The following is a 17,487-nucleotide window of genomic DNA, read 5'->3' as shown; positions in this document are numbered from 1 at the left end:
ACAGCTTTTAACCAACAATCCCAAAACGTTCAACAATCAATTGATACACCTTCTCAAACCTTTCATTCCAATCTCCTTGAATTAAATGATAATCTATCCCAGCCCTTTTTAATTGAGTTTTATGAAAGCCATCAAGTGTATTACGGTCGGGTTCTGATAACCTTGTGCCATCTTGGATAAAAGGAGCATCATTATCAAGGTAGATATACAAATCACATTTATTAGCTTCTTCAATCCATTCTTCAACATAAAGTTCCTGATTGAAAAGAAATTTGGAGTAAGATTTAGTGATATTAATATCAGTATCAATAAAAAGGATGCGGTCTAATTTCTTACTTTTTTGAAGGATGAGATTGGCGTGAGTTTGTGCTATATCCATCAAATCATGAGCATTGCAGGTATTTGAATTTTCTACAATATCTCTTCCTGCTTCTGACACATATTCAGATTTAAAAACCTCAGCAAGCTTTTTAGTAAGCGTACTTTTACCTGTTGATTCAGTACCTAAAATGCAGATTTTTCGAAAATAGTAAGGCTTCACAACTTCAGGAACAAAACCCCAGTTTTTGTAGGGGTTTTGTCTGATTTCGGTTGCTGATATCTGTCGAGGCAGAGGATAATGTATGTGCTCTATCTCTAAATATTCCGCCACATAATCACCATACTTTTCAGAACTAATAATGACATCAATTTTTGGCAAATGTTTCTTGATAGCTTCTGACCAAATTTTAGAAACGGATGTGGATGACTCAGATGTATTAGGAAACAGTGCTTCATCATACTCAAAAAGGATTGGAACTATTTTAGGTTGATTTTTAAAAATTTCCTTCACCCATTTGAAGCGTAAATCAGCCGTCATTGTTTCTTTATTGGAAACGCAAATCCATACAATTACTTCATCACATTTTGTAGTTGCAAACTCAATCAAATTGATATGTCCGCTATGAATAGGCATAAACTTACCCAATACTAAACCTCTTCTCATTTTGAATTGATTTTGACCATTGTATTAAACCATTAATTGCTATAAATAGGAAAATGAAGTACTCTACAGAAATAAACATCACACCTTTTTGAAAATACAAGACAATGCAAACTACATCTACTAAAATCCACAATACCCAACATTCAACCCTTTTATACGCCATTAGAAATGTAGCGAAAATACTTAATACAGTGGTAAAAGCATCCGCATACGGATATGAAGCAGGAGCAGTAAAATACTTCGGAAGGTAGAGGTGTATTTGTGAAACCATATAACCAAGGATGAAAGTAGTCACGATCATTAATACAGACAAAAGGATTTGATCTCTTTGATGTAGGAAGCGTATTTTTTTGTCGTTCTCAACGGGCTTTTTCTTCAGCCATTGCCAAATTCCGAGTACTGAAGTTCCAAAGAAAAACACCTGCAGGAACATGTCTGAGTACAATTGAATTTGATAATAGATAAGAAAGAAAGCGATTACATTTATTATCCCGATGGTCCATGTATGAATATTCGCTTTGGTGGCGAGCCAAACTGAAATCAAACCCGAAAGAGTACCAAAAAATTCAATATAACTCATGGGGTAACCGAGCACTTCAAAGAAGGTTGAATTGATATCAATAATTGAACTTAAAAATTCCATGTTACTCCTCCAGTAAAGTTAATTGGTGCTTGAACAAAATAAAGTGGCGTTCCATCAATCCCAATATATCCATTGGCAATAATCTGTTCATTCATAATGTTATTGAAAGCTACTTTAAAGTCTAAAGATTTGTATCGGTATTGCCCAAAAATATCTACACTATAGAAAGACGGTGTTGTATTTTCATTGCTAAAATCAATATAAGATTCACTTTGGTATTTAATATTCGTACCAATATGTAACCCTTTCTTTTGATAGCCCAATGTTTGATTAATGATCAAGTTTGGCGTTAAGATCGGAGAGAATGAAACGTCTTCTTCAGTGATCTGATTGTAAGAATAGGAAGAACTATTTTGGTAATAGAAATGAGGCATAAATTCCCATTTTAAATCAACTTCAATACCACTTCGGAAACTTTGAGCAACATTACTATGGAGAGGTAATCCGTTAGGGCCATACTGACCATTAAGTACAATTTCATTGGTGAAGTTCATATAATACACATTTGCAGTCAACTGTAGTTTATTGAAAGTGAGTCTTGTGCCAAGCTCATGGTTTTCCACTTGTTCGGGATTGACATCATTGTACAGCGGATTACCAAGCTCATCAGCAGGAAGGTCATCTTCTCCATTGAATAAATCATTTCTTGTAGGTTCACGCCCTGAAACACCGAAACTATAATACACATTGGCTTTGTCTGAAATAAAATAATTGATCCCCACTTTCGGGTTGATAAAATGCCATTGTTGCTTCTCAAATGGGACAGAACCACTATAATCAAAATCAGCATATCGGTATTGTAAATCTCCAAATAGTACAAAACGATTGAGTGTGTAGCTAGCCTTTACAAACGTACTGAACTCATTCTTAAAACCAGTATTTTCGTACAGTTCACCCAATGTTCTTTCAGAACCAATATGCCTTCTGTTGTAGGTGTTGAAATGAATTCCAGCATTTAGGTTGAGGTTACCAGCATCCCAATTGATATTGCTGAAGTACCCCATAAAGTTATGTCTAAAATCATAATTATACATTTCGTCAGTAGAAGGGAAGCCTAAGAAATTGTTGAGGTCAAAATCATAATTACCATCCAAGAAATTATAATAGGCGGTGTTATTGAGCACAACATTTTCAGAAAGATTCCATGAATGCTGAACACTCGCCAAAGCTTGTAAAAAGGCATCATTTTCATCAGCATTGCCATTAGTTCTAGGGTCTTGGACAATGACCTCCATCGGTACACCAATCCATGCTAATTGATTTTTTTGATTGCCAATAAAACCAGTGAATTTCAATCGATGATTTTCCTTAAATAATCCATAACTTAAAAAAGCAGAATTGGAAGTATTAGCAGAGCGATATTTGTAACCGTCTGAGTGAAGGTGTGAAACTCTCGCATAAAACCCTTGATCGTTTTTCAAACCGTTATTGTACTCTCCGAATACACGATAAGTATTGAAAGAACCATAGTTGATACCAATTTTTGAATAATAATCATCAGTCAGGTTTGGTGATTGAAAATTAATACTTCCGGCATAGCTTGCCACACCGTTAGTAGAAGTTCCAACACCTCTTTGAATTTGTAAAGATTGAATGGAGTTGAAAAAATCAGGGTAGTTAGAAAAGTATACCCCTTGATCTTCAGGTTCGTTAAGTGGAATTCCGTCAAGCGTCATATTGATCCTAGTTTGGTCAATTCCTCTCAATCTGAAATACGAATAACCTTGGTAATTGCCCGCATCAGAATATGAGTTGATGGATGGAGTACTACTTAGGATTACCGATGGCTCCTGACCTGAATTGATCAATTCAATGTCTTCTTTCGTTACATTTTTATAAGTCACCGGTGTCGTTGTGTTTGCCCTATACGCTTGAATCACAATTTCTTCTAAAGTGATGGTATCAGCACTCTGAAGGATCTGTAAAGTATCGTTTTGTGAATAGGCAGACAAACAGAACAGAAATGGAAGTAAGATGGTAAGTTTTTTCATTGTTTTAGATTTCGAAGTTGAAGCCACTGCTTTGCAGTTCGTTGTATTTCTTTTTATTGAACATTAAGTACCTCGGAGCCCTATGCGGGACATTCGGTACTTTTTCATCTAACTGAATAAGCAGGCCCGTTTTCATTATTTTATTGCTGAAGTTTCTTCTGTCGAATTTGATTTCAAGGATGGATTCATATAGCAGTTGAAGCTGTGGCATTGTAAATTTTGCATCCAATAATTCAAATCCAATAGGTTGATTCCTGATTTTACTTTTCAGCCTATTATGTGCTTTACGCAAAACCAAATCATGATCAAAAGCGAGAGAGGGAACATCTTTTAATTTAAACCACTGTGCTTTCATCGCGTCATCACCCGCTAAAAGCTGATACTCTGAAGTTTTGACTAAAGCAAAATATGCTACAGTCACTACTCGTCCTCTCGGATCACGCTGAACATCACTAAAAGTATAAAGCTGTTCGATAAAGACATCTTTAATTCCTGTCTCTTCAAACAGTTCTCTTTTGGCACCCTCTTCCGTACTTTCATCCATTCGAACAAAACCACCTGGAAAAGCCCACTTTCCTTTGAAAGGTTCTATACCTCTTTCTATCAGTAGGACATTGATTTCAATGCCATCAAAACCAAAGATCACACAGTCAGTGGTGAGCGCCGGTCTAGGGTATTCGTAACAGTATTTTTGAGTATCCATTTTCCTTTCATTGTGTTAATCATACACAAAGAAAGATAATTAATTTTAATCCACCTATTTTTCTTTGTGTTATTTTTACACAATGATGTTTTTAATTATGGATTTGTGGAAAAACTAGCTTATAATTCATTAAACAGTCACTTAATAAAGAAAGTATATTATAAACTAAATTATCGTCAACATTCACTCAGCATTTCTACAAGCTTTGAAGGTCCTACTTTCAACCTTCCTTCTTCTTCATTTTTCCATTGATGAAAAACGAAGCAAAAAATCTAGGCTTAGAAGTCAAAAGCTAAATTTCATTCCTCTCGCCTAAATGATTTTAAACTCGCTAAAGCTCAAACAAGAAAATCATTTTTAAACGGCTCAATTCATGAAATTCTTAACGCTTTTCCCTTCAATGCCAGGGGGAATACTACCAGACTATAATGGTAGAAAGCCCACTGGCGCGAATGTTAAGCGTAAGCGTCATTCTTGTCCTTCATATCATCAGAAATCTCCTGATTTCTAAATACCACAAATAACGAAAACTTAGTTTACAGCGTACGTGATTTCCCTTCAATTTTTCATCGTAATTTCTACAAGGTTTCTATGATTTATTTTTAAACTTTCTTGATTACGTATCAAAAGAGATATATTTTGTAATATCTACTAAAGTGTAGTGATGTAGAAATGTTGCATTAAAATGTCTGCAAACTATAGTCACGAGTTTTTTATCACTTAAATTGAAGCTTTATAACGTTAGGAAAAACTAACTCTTGTTTTGTAATACATAAATATGTAGATTCGATTAATCTTTCAACAATCTAACAGCAGCTTAAAGTTGGAGTTGAGTTTTTGAAGTATTTACCATAGCGGATGCCTGATAATTCATATGATAAATAAAGGAAATAGCTCAATTGAAAAACAACAAATGAACAATAATATTAATCTAATAAAAATAAACCGCCACCTGTTTGATAACGGAACGAGCATGATAAACAGGGTATTGCGGAGCTTCGTTCTAAGGGGTTCGAATCCTCATTTGCATTATTTGCAAAGCTCTTAATAGAGCATCCGGTAACTATATAGAAAGGTGAAGAACAGAGAATAAACGCTCAACTGAAATTGAGTTTGCAAGTCAAGGGATACCGTTTGAAATGTTATTTCAAACTCAACTTGCCTTCCCTCAACTTTGGTGTTCTTCTCCTTTTTGATTGCTCAAACAATGAATCATTTTAATGGGAATATTAAAAAAACAATACCAAGTAAAGCCAAATACAATCGGGTATCTATATAAAGACAATATCTTTGAACAAAAATTAAACCCAGGTTACTACGAAATTTGGGATTGGAAAAATAGAACAGAATTATTTGTTCTTCCTGAAACGTCAAAATTATTGACTGTCACAAACCAAGAAGTTCTGACAAAAGATAATGTGGCACTACGTTTTTCCTTCAATGTACTTTATAAAATAATTGATGGACAAAAGTTTCTAAACAATTTTGCATTAGACAAAACAATGAACGCTATTCTTCAAGAAGGAGAGACTCGTATTTTTAATATTGTTCAAATCTATTTCAGGAACAAATTAGCTGAATTGGACAGTGAAATTGTAAATAAAAAAAGAAGTGAATTGTCAGAGTTCAATACAGATGAAATGCTGGAAGAAGTTTCCAAATTGGGTATATCAATAGAACAGGCACAAATCCGTGATTTAACTTTTCCTAAATCAATTCAAGAATTATTTGCTAAACACCTAGAATCAAAAATCAGAGCCAAATCAGAGCTTGAAAATGCAAGAACAGCTGTAGCTACAGCTAGAGCTTTAAAAAATGCATCAGAACTAATGAAAGATGATGAAAATATTAAGTTCTTTCAGATGATAGAGACGATTACAAAAATTGCAAATAAAGGGAAACATACTTTTATGATAGGCGATATTAATCAACTTACTAAAAAGTAGGTATTTATATCAAGTCATTACATTTATACTAGAATCACATGAAACAGTTATTTGTATTATTGCTATTACTATGCTTTATATCTTGCAAAGAGAGCAAACCAGCAGTTGAAAATATTGAAAATAAAGAGTTGACCTCAGATCAAATTGACTCGATATTAGTAGAGTACGAATTCGATTATGAATCACCAATAGTTATTGATAATTCAACTCAGGTTATGCTTCCAATTTCAACTTCTCTATTAGAGAGAAGGTCTTATTACAGTGAAGAGGGATATTATTCTGCTGATTTTCCAAGGTATTGGAATGTATTATTTTTTGATCGGAAAACTGGAGAAACAAGGTTGCTCACTGAAAATAAAGTTAGAATTTCACAGATTCATGCCAACCTAAGCAATGAATATAATGAAGCAAATAGAACCTTAATAGGTAAGATACTTTATGAAATTGTGGATGTAGACTTTAATAGAGATGGAGTGTTAAACAGCACGGACCCTGAGGCTTTATTTTCATCTGATTATAATGGTACAAACTTAAAAAGAATCTCACCTATCAATGAAAATTTACAATTTTTTGAGGTTGTTCCAAATTCAAACCAAATTTTGATCAGAACTTTAAGAGATCATAATCAGGATTCAATTTTTAATCAAAAAGATGAATCAATTTGGTATAAAGCTGAATTAATAGAGCAAGACTGGATACTAAATGAAATCATAGATGCATCAGGTAGAAAGAAAATTGAAAACTTGTATTTCGATCAATGGATTAAGAAGACAAAGAAAGTAAAATAACGGTTTACTCATCGAGATCAAATCATCATGATAATAACAAAATGCTGTACTCATTTAAAAAAAGTACTTTAATAGTTCTACACTCTATCCTAGTCACTACATCATTCCACCATTCTACCATCTAATAAATATGGATACATTCGAAATTCGCTGGCATCAATACGAAAAAAGAGAACGAAAATTTCAGGGACATTCTTTCCATAGAGAATATTTCCATTTTCACCGCCAAAAAAGACCAGATGAAAATCTATTAGAGTTCTTCAGAGAGTCCTATGAAAATGATTATTATGTCACCATCCGATATATCATTAATGGAGAGGATTTCGCAGACTATATGAATTTGAATTACTATGGAAACCGAGTGCTTGATGCTCCTGGTGGTTATTTTAATTCTTTGACATTTAATTGGAATGATCGTATTCCTGTGGGGGTGTCAAACTCAGATTGGTTGAAAAAAATCTTATTTGAAAATATCGCATTTGATATCAAAGGTATAAAAGGAGAAAAAATTATTGCTGACGACTTGAAAGCATGGGGAATGAATGAGGAAAGAATAGAATTTTTCCTTGAGGATGCAAAATTACCTTTTATTTTGTATGGATGTTGTCAGTGTCTTGATAGAGAGTGTGGTTATTGGGGTATAGAGATAGAAAAGGATGACAATTGGATAAAATGGCATCTTCCAGAAATGTATCACAAAGGATATCAATTTGAAAAAGAGGACTATTTAAAGGAATTCGAAGAGTATGATCAATTGATTATTGATCTGATTGAAAAACGTAAAGAATATACTTTGTAAGCTTATGTTACATTAATTTTTATGAGGATATGTTGTACTTTTATGTCATAGTGCCGTTGTAAAAGACGAACTTCAAACCAAGACAAGGTTAAACGAACTATTACAAATCAAACAATGAAAGAATATAGAATTAACAAACAGAAAATTTCGGATTACACTAAACGAAATGACAATAGGGTGTTCAAAATTTTACTTTTTACAATGTTAGGCATGCCAATTCTGATGTATCCTTCTATGGGAAAATCGTTAGAACCGTTTTTAATTATGTCTTTTTCCCTTTTGACGACTGCTTTAATTGTTGGTCTGATTTATTTGAACAATAAGAAACTAACAAGGCTGAGTGCTGAGAATTTACGTATTTTGATTGATGAAAACACCATCACTAGAGTCATTGATTTAGAGCATGAACCACGCATGAATTTTCTTCATAAATATTCTTATCAACAAGGAAAAACAAATTCTGGAGCATTTTATACCAAAATTGAATTTAAAAATTTGAAGTCAGTATCTAATAAAAATGGAGATTTGTGGGTTCACTCTATCAAGTCAAATTCATTTAATGGACATGGGATTTTAGTAATCCCACAAGAATTGGAAAATTTCATGGAGCTTGAACAACTACTTCGAAGTACAACAAATCAGATGAGCATTTCAAGCTAAAAAGAACATAAACTAAAACTAATTAAACAATGAAATATGTATTACTATCAATTTTCACTCTAATGGCCCACTTTTCCTTTGGTCAAGTAGAGAAATCTGAAAACAGAATTGTCGCCGATAAATTTATCGAAAAATATAACAATGATGATTTCAATGGCATATTCTCCATGTTCTCAGATGTATTACAACATACCTTGCCATTGGATAAAATGACTGATCTTTTAATAGAAACTAAAGTGCAGTCGGGGAGGGTTACGAATCAAGACCTAATAGAAAATGAAATGGGAGTATTTGTTTCTTATAAAACAGTATTTGAGAATAATACCCTTGTTCTAAATTTTTCGATTGATGATAATTCTAAAATAAACGGATTTTATATTGAACCGTTTATAGAGGGATTTTCTTTTAAAGAGGCAATCAATAATCTAGCATATAAGGAAGGCAAAATAACTAAAGCCCAAACCGAAATAATATTCGACAATGCAAAGGTTTTTCCAGACCAAACACAAATGGCATTCGCTATAATCAAGAATGGAAAGGTAAATTACTATGGGATTATAAAAGAAAACAACACGATCTACCAGACCCATAACCAAGAACGTATTTTTGAGATTGGTTCTATCTCTAAAGTTTTTACTGCAACCTTACTTTCTGACCTTGTTTTAAAAGGAAAAGTGGAGCTAAATGATAACACCAATAAAAAATAATACACCAATATCATTTATTAGTTTGAGCAATCATACTTCAGGCCTCCCGGGAATACCTTCAAACCTTAAGCTTACAAAAGTAGATCCAGATAATCCTTACAAGAATTATCATGAAAAAGAGCTTGTTGACTACCTAACAGACTCTCTTGAATTGTCAAATAAAGGGAAGTATGCTTATTCCAATTTAGCGGTTGGATTATTAGGTTACACGCTTAGTGAAATTGATAATACTACTTATGAAAGTCTTCTCCATGAAAAGATATTTTCAAAATATAATATGAAGAAATCTACCTCAGTTTTTGGAAATGTAAAAGATGACTTAGTAGTAGGCTTAAATACAGCAGGAAAAGAAACTCCAAATTGGGAATTTACAGTATTAGCGGGCGCTGGCGGAATATTATCAAATGTGGAAGATTTATCGAATTTTGCAATTGCTCAGTTTGATTCATCCAATAAAGTACTTGAACTGACAAGAAAGAAAACCTTTGAGATCAATGATGATTTAGAGATTGGTCTTGGTTGGCATATTTTAAAGTCCCAATCTGATCATCCTTGGCATAGTCATATGGGCGGAACAGGAGGCTATACCTCATCCATTATCATTGACGAAATTACAAAAAATGGAATCATTGTTTTATCGAATGTTTCTGCATATAATCCCAACGTTGTCAATGTAGAAAAAATGGGTTTTGAATTAATGAAATCACTTTTGCCTTCTGAGTAATTTCTTTGCAGAGAACTTGGTTTTAAATTACCCGCCAATAAAATGGCGGGTTTCCAAAATTATAATTTCACCGCTTTTTCAACGAGTACATCATAAGTATATCCGGCACCAAAATCTTTATTTAAGATTACGTTACCTTTGATAGTGACTACTTCACCTACAGAAAAATTATCGTCGGTTGTCACTGTAATATCATATTGACCATTGCCAATCGTTCCATCTTGCAGGTGTACAAAATTCACATTCATCACACCATTATTGACCTTCACTACTTGACCTTTAATGATCACTTCTTTGTTGGAGTAATCATTCATATTATTGAAAAGTTCGGCAATACGGATTCCGTTAGGAGCTTTTTCAATATCTTTAACTTGAGGGCTTCCTTGTGGAGCACTCTTTTTCGCTACCGTTTTCACTTTTTGGGCTTGATTACGAATCCCTTCAGCAAAAATGACACTTTCAAAAGTTCTGTTTAGCGTTTTACTTTCGAAATTTTGCATTTCCATCCCTCCGTCATAATAGTAAGTAGCACCGATTTCAATAGGTCTTCCTGGTACTGCCATCCAATACTCTTTCCCCTTCTCAGTTACTTTAATGTATACATATCCACCCGAAGCAATTTTCTCATTGACCACAATTTTATGTGTATTAGCATCTAATACCTCTTCAATATTTGCGGTGGCTTCTGTAGCTGAAGCTCTATTCGCTGATGATTTTGCTTGATCTGAATTATCACAACTTGCCAAAAAACAAGATGCAGATAAAAACAATGCATGAATAATTTTCATTCTTGATTATATTTTGATTTTAGGTAAAATTAATCAAATCATTTAGAGTAGGTGGGTTAGTGTACATTTATTATCTTTCTTTTACTATTTTTGGTTAAAAGTGGCATTCGATAAAAATTTCACTATTACTTTAAAGCAAATTTAAAATAGCAAAACATGAAACAAGCTTTATTAATCACCGTAATACTTTTATTAGGTCAATCAATCTATTGTAATTCAACTCAATCTTTAACGAATACGCCTACAGAAGAAAAGGTAGCCTTTGAACCGATCTATTTTATTTTGGGCACATTGAGTGATTATGGTGGACGTTCTCAGTATGTAAATAGAGAAAATCAGGTTGATAAATACTATCCGTATGAAAAACCATTGGCTGATTTTTTGAAAAAATATATTAAAACAGAATTAAATATTTCTATTGAGACTGTTTTAGGACCTTCTAATCATCAAAATACATATTCACCTGAACTCTCAAAGCAACTGAATGATTTTTACGGAGAGGAAGATAAGCTTTCAAATGATAAATTTGAAAGTGATGAACAAATCTATTCTTTTATTGCTGGAGTATGTTATCGATATGGTGAAAGGCTAGAGAATGCTATCTACAAAATCAAACTTTCAAATTCTCCAAAGCATCAAAATTGTTATGAATCACTTAAACAAATTGGGTGTCAGAAATTATTTTATAAGCAAACAAAATCAATACCTAGACAGGATATTATCTACTTTAAGCCTACGCCTAAACTAATGAAGTATTTGAAATTGATTGAAGAGGAAAGAATTGAATTAGAAACCTCTTTTCATAATCGATTTGAGACGACAGATACTAAGCTTGCGGAACAAATAAAGTTGGATTACCAAAAAGCTAAAAATGAAGAAGCTGAGAAAATTAAACACCTATTTTAAAAGGGATTTTTTATAAATAATAGTTGCACTTTTTTACTCTATTAATCTTTTAAAAGCATAAATAAAAAATGGGATTCTTTGATACAAGATGTATGATTTCTGGATTAAGTTTAAAACTATCTGAAACTGTGGCAGTATTCTTAATTCAACAAGGAGATATATTGCAACCAATTTCTTTACCTATATTTGGAACCTACAATAGGCTTGGAACAATTGATTGTGTTGAAGAAAATATAAATACAGTCATTGTTCTTAATTTCTTTAAATCTAAGATAGCTTCTGGTGATATAAAAGTTGATTGGGATGAGGTCGATTTTGATCAAGTAGACAATATTGAACAGTTGTTTGAAATTGTTGAAAGAGGAGTGACACAAAACTATGCATCTGTTTTGTTTAATAACATGAAAATAGGATTTGCATTAATAGATAAGTTTATTTGGAATTCGATAATTACAGTTCAACATAAGGAAGAACCATTTCCTTTTCAAGGTCTTATGTTAGATGTCTATCAACAGTACAATGATTTAGAGGAACTTTCTAGACAGTTTTTTTATCTTGAAATGTTTATGAAAGAGAATCAAATGAGTTGGAGTTTACCATCTGATCATGAACAACATTATGATGAGGAAATCAGTGAGTTTTTAGACTTAGCTTATGTGAAGTTTATGAACAATCCAGTAATTATGAATGGAATTGAAAGTTATTCTAAATTTATACTAGAAGAAGGAAATAGTATTTAAAAATGAATGCAAGAGAACTTTTCAATATATCTAAAGCCTTACTTTCTAAAGTGGAATGGGAAAGACAATATTTTCATGTAGGTCAAATCCCTGATAAGGATATAAAGACTTTAATTACTGTGATTGCTAATCATCTTAATACCAAAAAAATACACTTAATTCTCGATAGACAAAAATCAAGAACATTATCTATAAATGAACTTGAAGTCTATTTTAAAGACAATGATGAAGAGTGTATTGTATGGGATGAACATTTTAAATTTTGTCTTGAATAAAAATCTATTGGAGTTTTCAGAAAAGGTCTGATAGACTCCATAAAATAAAACGCTCCATCGATGTCATAAGTGATAACATCAATGGAGCGTTTTATATCAGAAAAAGGATTTAAAGCTTATTTCTTAATAAACTTTCCAACTGCTTCCACATCACTTCCTTTTACTTTATAGATGTACAAACCTTTTCTCAGTTTTGAAACATCAACTTTATCAGCACCCAGAAGTGTCTGACTAAGTACTAAAGAACCTGTTGTAGTATATACATTGAATTCCATAGGTTGATTTGAATTCTTCGCTTTTAAGTACAATGTATTTTCAACTGGATTCGGGTAAGCAAGGATACCCGTATCATCTAAATCATCTATGCTTAATGGAGGTTCAGTATCTTCTTTACCTGAAACAACAATGTAAACAAAGTCGGAGTAACGGTCGTCTTCTGAAGTGGCCCATATTTTTACGGCTCCATTTTTCAGACCTGTTACTTTTCCATCTTCAGAAACTGTGGCAATAGCGTTGTTGGCTGATTTGTATTTTACGTTGCCTTCTATACCCAAAGTTTCCACTTCTAATTGTAAAGTTTCATCTCCTTTGATAGCAGCAGTTCCTGGTGTCAACATGATTTTACGAGCTTCTTCACCGTCTTCAATAATACCTTTGTAGAAACCACTTCCCATTACAGCCATCCAAAGTACAGTAGGGTCATGGACATCAAACTCAATCTGGTTAATATTATCAGGCTGACCAATGGTGTGATTACTTTTGACCCACGTTTTACCTGCATCATAACTGAAATATACACCAGGGTTGGCAGTAATTACACCTTGAGTGAGTACCAACATATTTCGGTCAAAAGGAGATACATCGAAAAATTCAATAAACTGTGATTCGAAGATTTTAGTCCATGTTGTACCATAATCATCTGAGTAGAATGCACCGCCACTTTTTACATCTGCGGCTCTACGTCCTGCAGTTACGTATAATCGTCCTGTATGATCAAAAGTGACACTGTTAATGCCTTCAATGTTATCGGCTACTTTGATTTCCTTCCAAGTTTTACCGCGATCAGTAGTATGGAATAGTCCACCATTTTTTCTGACTTCTTGGTTCCACGGTGAAGCGGCAAAAATAGAAGCATATGTACTATCTCTCGGGTCAAATTCAATATCCTGTATCCACATTTTTGTAGGCATACCGTTATTGCTAGGAGCGAAGCTTTTACCTGCATTGGTAGAGATGTGGAAACCACCTTCTTTGTCTTTATCAGGACCGTCCGTTCCACTTCCGCCACCAGAACCGGCTACTTGTGTTACACCAAAATACATATAATCAGGGTTGATCGGGTCAATCAGAATACTGTTGGTCCACATCCATTCTTCCGCCTCTGTTGCTTTACCCCAATCTTCAAACGTTTCTGCTCCATCCGTAGATTTATAGATTCTATCTAAGTGTTTTTGACGCATAGAAGTGGTATAAACAGTGTTTACATCCCAAGGGTGAGTGGAAATAGCAAAAACACTTTCCTGCGTTTCAGGAATATATTCAACCGCTTGTTTTCCATCAACACCATCATTTGTACTACGCCATAAGTGGTGTTCACCCGAACCTAAATACAAAATTCCTTCCCCTAAACGTCTATCTTGGAACAAGCATTGACCAGGTAAATTACTGTCACCTGTACCCATGATATTTCCATTGGCGGTATAGGTTTCATTAACTTGTTTGAAGGTTTCCCCTTTATCTGTACTTACAAAAGTATTATGAGCATAAATCAACATGACATCACCGCGGGAGTTAACAGAACAATAACGCAATGAACGTAAAGGATAATTTTGTCCCCATTGCTGATTAGAAAGCTGATGCCCTTCCTCCATGTTGTCATTATATGGATTGTTTCTTTCCATCCAATAGGCCTTGTCATTTTCCCAAGCCGGACCAAAATCACGTGCTGTATTGATCCAAGATTCACCACCATTTGTTGTTTTCCACAAACGACCCGGTATAATTGATTTTTGAATTTGAGCATCATAAAAACCTACATATAAACCATTCTCTTCACTAGGGTCTACATTTAAAGAGTTAAAGTACTGCAAGGCTTCAGTGGGTAAAACAGGATACTGACTCTTGGCTTCTGCTTCTGAAATTTCAAACCATTTGGCAATATACTGATAGTAATTAGTAGAAACTCCACCTGTCAGACGGTTGATATCAAGGCCTAAGTTGCCATTAATATTTTCCCAAGTTTCACCATTGTCTTCTGATTTGAAAATACCACCATCAGAACTTGTAGTTGTACCATTAGCATGGTAACGCACTTGGTCTGCCACATATAAAACAAACCTTCCTGAACCTGCATCATAATAGTAATCCATATCCATAATGGTATTGTTGTCCAATTTTCCTTCACCAATATTGGTCCATGAAGCACCTCCATCTGAAGATTTGAAGATACCATATTGAGATCCTGCAAAAACAATATCACTATTAGTAGGGTGGACAATGATACGTGAGAACTGCGCTTTTTCATCAATTCCCTGTGTTAATTCCGTCCATGTTTGACCAGCATCCGTAGTTTTCCAGATCTTACCTTGATACGCTATATTATCATAAATATTCTCATTTCCTCTTGGTTTAGAAGCTGTTGGGCTTTGAACCGTACTCCATAGTTGTTGTTGACCTCTACAGAAGTTACCAGCACCAACATACCATGTGAAATCATTGCTAGGGTCCATAGCGACAGCCGAAACTTTTCTGTACCAAGATCTACCATCTCTACCTCCATCAAACTCATAAGAATACCAAGGACAATTTTTGATCTCTGTCCAACTGCGAGCCGTATCTTGACTAAAGTAAATTCTTGAGGATTCAATTGCCACAGCGTACTTAGCCGTTTTAGTAGAGTATTGTAATTCATATAAACGGAAGAAATTTCCTTCTCCATCAACATCTTTGATTGTTTTCCAGCTTTTACCGTTATCTTCTGTTTGGTAGGTATTTCCCATATCAGGCGATTCTACACAAAAATCAGGTAATAATGGATGGTAACGTAAGAAGTTGGAGAACCCTGCGTTACCAGGACCAAATTGTGTCCATTTAATTTTAGTATCAGATTTCACTTTTCCAGTTTGAACCTGAGTCATATATTCATCAAAAAATGTCTTTGTAGTAAAAGACCAAACATCGCCTTCAGTGATTTTCCCATCAGCTTCTATTTCATCTACACGCCAGAAGTATTTTTTCTCATTTTCTAAACCTGTAATAACAAAGTTAGTAGCTGTCAGATCTGTCGCTACTTGTTCCAATTCATCTGAAGATGTGCCCAAATACACATTTCTCTTTTCAGCAGTAATACCTTTTAACCATTGAAGGTTTACCTCATTTGTACTAATACTTGTAGCATCATTGGCAGGGGTAGGGGTGGTAGCTTTTGTTTCCGTAGAAACCTTCATCAATGCTACATCATCAATATTCAGATAAGTACCTTCCTTTAGATAAGGTATTCTGATGTAAGGCATAAAAGTTGTAAAGTTATCATCCACTTCAAACTCAATAGAGAGTAGCACAAAGCCATCCTTTGCTTCACTCACTAAAGTGACTTCCTGCTGACCAATACTTTTAGAACTTCCTTGTTTTCCATCGTGAACATCAATTTGAATTTTTTCGCCCGCACGGTCAATATCTGTTCTATAGTAGAAAGAGAATGTATACTTTCCAGCACCTAACTCAGGATAATGCTCTGTACGAAAAGTAGGTGTTCCGTTACCATAGTCACGAAAAACCACTTTAAAAGATCTTGCCCCACTTCTTTTGATTTCTTTATCAATTTCAAAACCAGTGAAAGGCCAACCTCTCCAAAGCGTTTTTCCTTCATAATTATAATAACTATCATTTGACCCTGATGTTGAGCCTCCTTCAAAGCTCTCATCCGGTAGTAAGTTTGTCTGTCCTAAAGCGTAAAAGGACCACATTGTAAAAAATAGGAGTGCAGTAAATTTCATACTTATATAGTGGTTTTTATTGTTTACTTTTCATTTCATACTGCTAAGTACAGAGGAGAACTTGAGTTAAGAGTTAAGAGTTAAGAGTTAAGGTGGTTCTTCTTGTGGTTTTGGAATCACTTTCAAACCATTTTATGAACTACAATAATTTCATTTCGTCTTCATTCATCCTTCTTAATTCTTCAAAAAAACTCTCTTTACTTCTTTTCATGTACTTAAGAAGTTCACCAGAAATTAGTGAATAATGTAAACTTAGTGGAGCAATTTCTAAATCTTAGGTTAAACTAATTCGGAAAGCGGGGAGGAATTATTTTGCATAGTAGAAAGCTTTATGGTAGGTTAAATATTTTAGGAGTTTTCGGGGGTATAATTAATAACAACACACTATACTTACTTTCAAGTAGTTTCCTTGAGGCTCCTTTTAATAAGAAACTAATCACCAACTGAAAACGGTAACTTTAACTTTATCAAGTGGCGTTAAATTAGGTTTTGGGTTACCTGAAAATGCCGATGAGACTTATGATGAATACCTAAAAAGAGCTACATCAACGAATCAAAGCCAATATCAATTGATCTCTTTTAGCCTCGTAAAATGATAAATACATTTGCTCCCGTTTTGAATCAGAATATAGCTATTCTTGTTTCGTAATACATAAAAGTGTAAATTCAAATTATCTTTCAACAGTCTAAATAGCAAACTTAATTTTAATGGAAGTAAGAATGATTTATATGATGAAGTCATCTAGACTTTTTTGATTTTCATAAATTTTTTTAGTCCAATAACTATAATCCCTAGAAAATTGAACCCTTTCCAGCTAGAAATTGTCGTGTCAAATC

At 33.9% G+C, this 17,487-nt stretch carries 16 protein-coding genes; 10 read left to right on the top strand and 6 right to left on the bottom strand.

The genetic code is table 11. The features are described from left to right. Window positions 1–7: 7 nt before the first annotated feature. Genes HHU12_RS11555 through HHU12_RS11540 form a run of 4 tightly spaced genes read right to left on the bottom strand, consistent with a single transcriptional unit; the run spans window position 8 to window position 4,322 of the window. Window positions 8–985: an AAA family ATPase gene (locus HHU12_RS11555; RefSeq protein WP_169656901.1), complete on the bottom strand. Its 978-nt coding sequence runs from the start codon at window positions 983–985 to the stop codon at window positions 8–10. Beyond that, the gene (pnuC, locus tag HHU12_RS11550; protein ID WP_169656900.1) at window positions 960–1,628 is read right to left on the bottom strand and encodes a nicotinamide riboside transporter PnuC; all 669 of its coding nucleotides are present in this window, start codon (window positions 1,626–1,628) and stop codon (window positions 960–962) included. Before pnuC ends, HHU12_RS11555 begins: the two co-directional genes overlap by 26 nt. Continuing rightward, a complete protein-coding gene (locus HHU12_RS11545) occupies window positions 1,616–3,619 on the bottom strand; it encodes a TonB-dependent receptor (RefSeq protein WP_169656899.1) in 2,004 nt (667 codons plus the stop codon). Before HHU12_RS11545 ends, pnuC begins: the two co-directional genes overlap by 13 nt. A 4-nt stretch (window positions 3,620–3,623) precedes the next feature. Next, on the bottom strand, window positions 3,624–4,322 hold the full coding sequence (locus HHU12_RS11540; protein ID WP_169656898.1) for an NUDIX hydrolase: 699 nt from the start codon (window positions 4,320–4,322) through the stop codon (window positions 3,624–3,626). Between the two features lie 373 nt (window positions 4,323–4,695). Here HHU12_RS11540 and HHU12_RS11535 point away from each other — a divergent pair, with 373 nt between their 5' ends. The 7 genes from HHU12_RS11535 to HHU12_RS35625 all read left to right on the top strand — a co-directional run bounded on the left by HHU12_RS11535 (window position 4,696) and on the right by HHU12_RS35625 (window position 9,946). Continuing rightward, the gene (locus HHU12_RS11535) at window positions 4,696–4,833 is read left to right on the top strand and encodes a hypothetical protein (RefSeq protein ID WP_169656897.1); all 138 of its coding nucleotides are present in this window, start codon (window positions 4,696–4,698) and stop codon (window positions 4,831–4,833) included. Window positions 4,834–5,542: 709 nt separating this feature from the next. Next, on the top strand, window positions 5,543–6,268 hold the full coding sequence (locus tag HHU12_RS11530; protein ID WP_169656896.1) for a slipin family protein: 726 nt from the start codon (window positions 5,543–5,545) through the stop codon (window positions 6,266–6,268). A gap of 38 nt (window positions 6,269–6,306) precedes the next feature. Continuing rightward, complete coding sequence (locus HHU12_RS11525) at window positions 6,307–7,056, top strand: hypothetical protein (protein ID WP_169656895.1); 750 nt, start codon at window positions 6,307–6,309, stop codon at window positions 7,054–7,056. Window positions 7,057–7,186: 130 nt separating this feature from the next. Then, entirely contained in the window at window positions 7,187–7,855 is a 669-nt protein-coding gene (locus tag HHU12_RS11520; protein ID WP_169656894.1) for a hypothetical protein, read from the top strand. Between the two features lie 114 nt (window positions 7,856–7,969). Continuing rightward, window positions 7,970–8,515, top strand: a complete 546-nt coding sequence (locus tag HHU12_RS11515; RefSeq protein ID WP_169656893.1) for a hypothetical protein — start codon at window positions 7,970–7,972, stop codon at window positions 8,513–8,515. A 29-nt stretch (window positions 8,516–8,544) separates the two neighbouring features. Next, the gene (locus HHU12_RS35630; protein WP_169656892.1) at window positions 8,545–9,222 is read left to right on the top strand and encodes a DUF3887 domain-containing protein; all 678 of its coding nucleotides are present in this window, start codon (window positions 8,545–8,547) and stop codon (window positions 9,220–9,222) included. Next, the gene (locus HHU12_RS35625) at window positions 9,200–9,946 is read left to right on the top strand and encodes a serine hydrolase domain-containing protein (RefSeq protein ID WP_169656891.1); all 747 of its coding nucleotides are present in this window, start codon (window positions 9,200–9,202) and stop codon (window positions 9,944–9,946) included. Before HHU12_RS35630 ends, HHU12_RS35625 begins: the two co-directional genes overlap by 23 nt. Before the next feature lie 59 nt (window positions 9,947–10,005). Here the strand turns inward: HHU12_RS35625 and HHU12_RS11500 are convergent, their stop codons facing one another. Beyond that, window positions 10,006–10,734, bottom strand: coding sequence for a DNA-binding protein (locus HHU12_RS11500; protein ID WP_169656890.1), 729 nt, complete (start codon window positions 10,732–10,734; stop codon window positions 10,006–10,008). A gap of 156 nt (window positions 10,735–10,890) precedes the next feature. Here HHU12_RS11500 and HHU12_RS11495 point away from each other — a divergent pair, with 156 nt between their 5' ends. From HHU12_RS11495 to HHU12_RS11485, 3 genes are all read left to right on the top strand, one after another. Next, window positions 10,891–11,640 (top strand): hypothetical protein, encoded by a 750-nt coding sequence (locus tag HHU12_RS11495; protein WP_169656889.1) that lies wholly within the window; start codon window positions 10,891–10,893, stop codon window positions 11,638–11,640. Between the two features lie 68 nt (window positions 11,641–11,708). Then, window positions 11,709–12,380 carry a hypothetical protein gene (locus HHU12_RS11490; RefSeq protein WP_169656888.1) on the top strand — a complete coding sequence of 224 codons (672 nt, stop codon included), beginning with the start codon at window positions 11,709–11,711 and terminating at the stop codon, window positions 12,378–12,380. Between the two features lie 2 nt (window positions 12,381–12,382). After that, window positions 12,383–12,655, top strand: coding sequence for a hypothetical protein (locus HHU12_RS11485; protein ID WP_169656887.1), 273 nt, complete (start codon window positions 12,383–12,385; stop codon window positions 12,653–12,655). 116 nt (window positions 12,656–12,771) lie between these two features. Here the strand turns inward: HHU12_RS11485 and HHU12_RS11480 are convergent, their stop codons facing one another. After that, entirely contained in the window at window positions 12,772–16,650 is a 3,879-nt protein-coding gene (locus tag HHU12_RS11480; RefSeq protein ID WP_169656886.1) for a VPS10 domain-containing protein, read from the bottom strand. Between the last annotated feature and the right edge of the window lie 837 nt (window positions 16,651–17,487).

The organism is Flammeovirga aprica JL-4 (assembly GCF_012844305.1).
Classification (GTDB): Bacteria; Bacteroidota; Bacteroidia; order Cytophagales; family Flammeovirgaceae; genus Flammeovirga; species Flammeovirga aprica.
The sequence above is the reverse complement of the archived record's forward strand: the minus strand, read 5'-3'. Positions and strand labels throughout refer to the sequence as shown.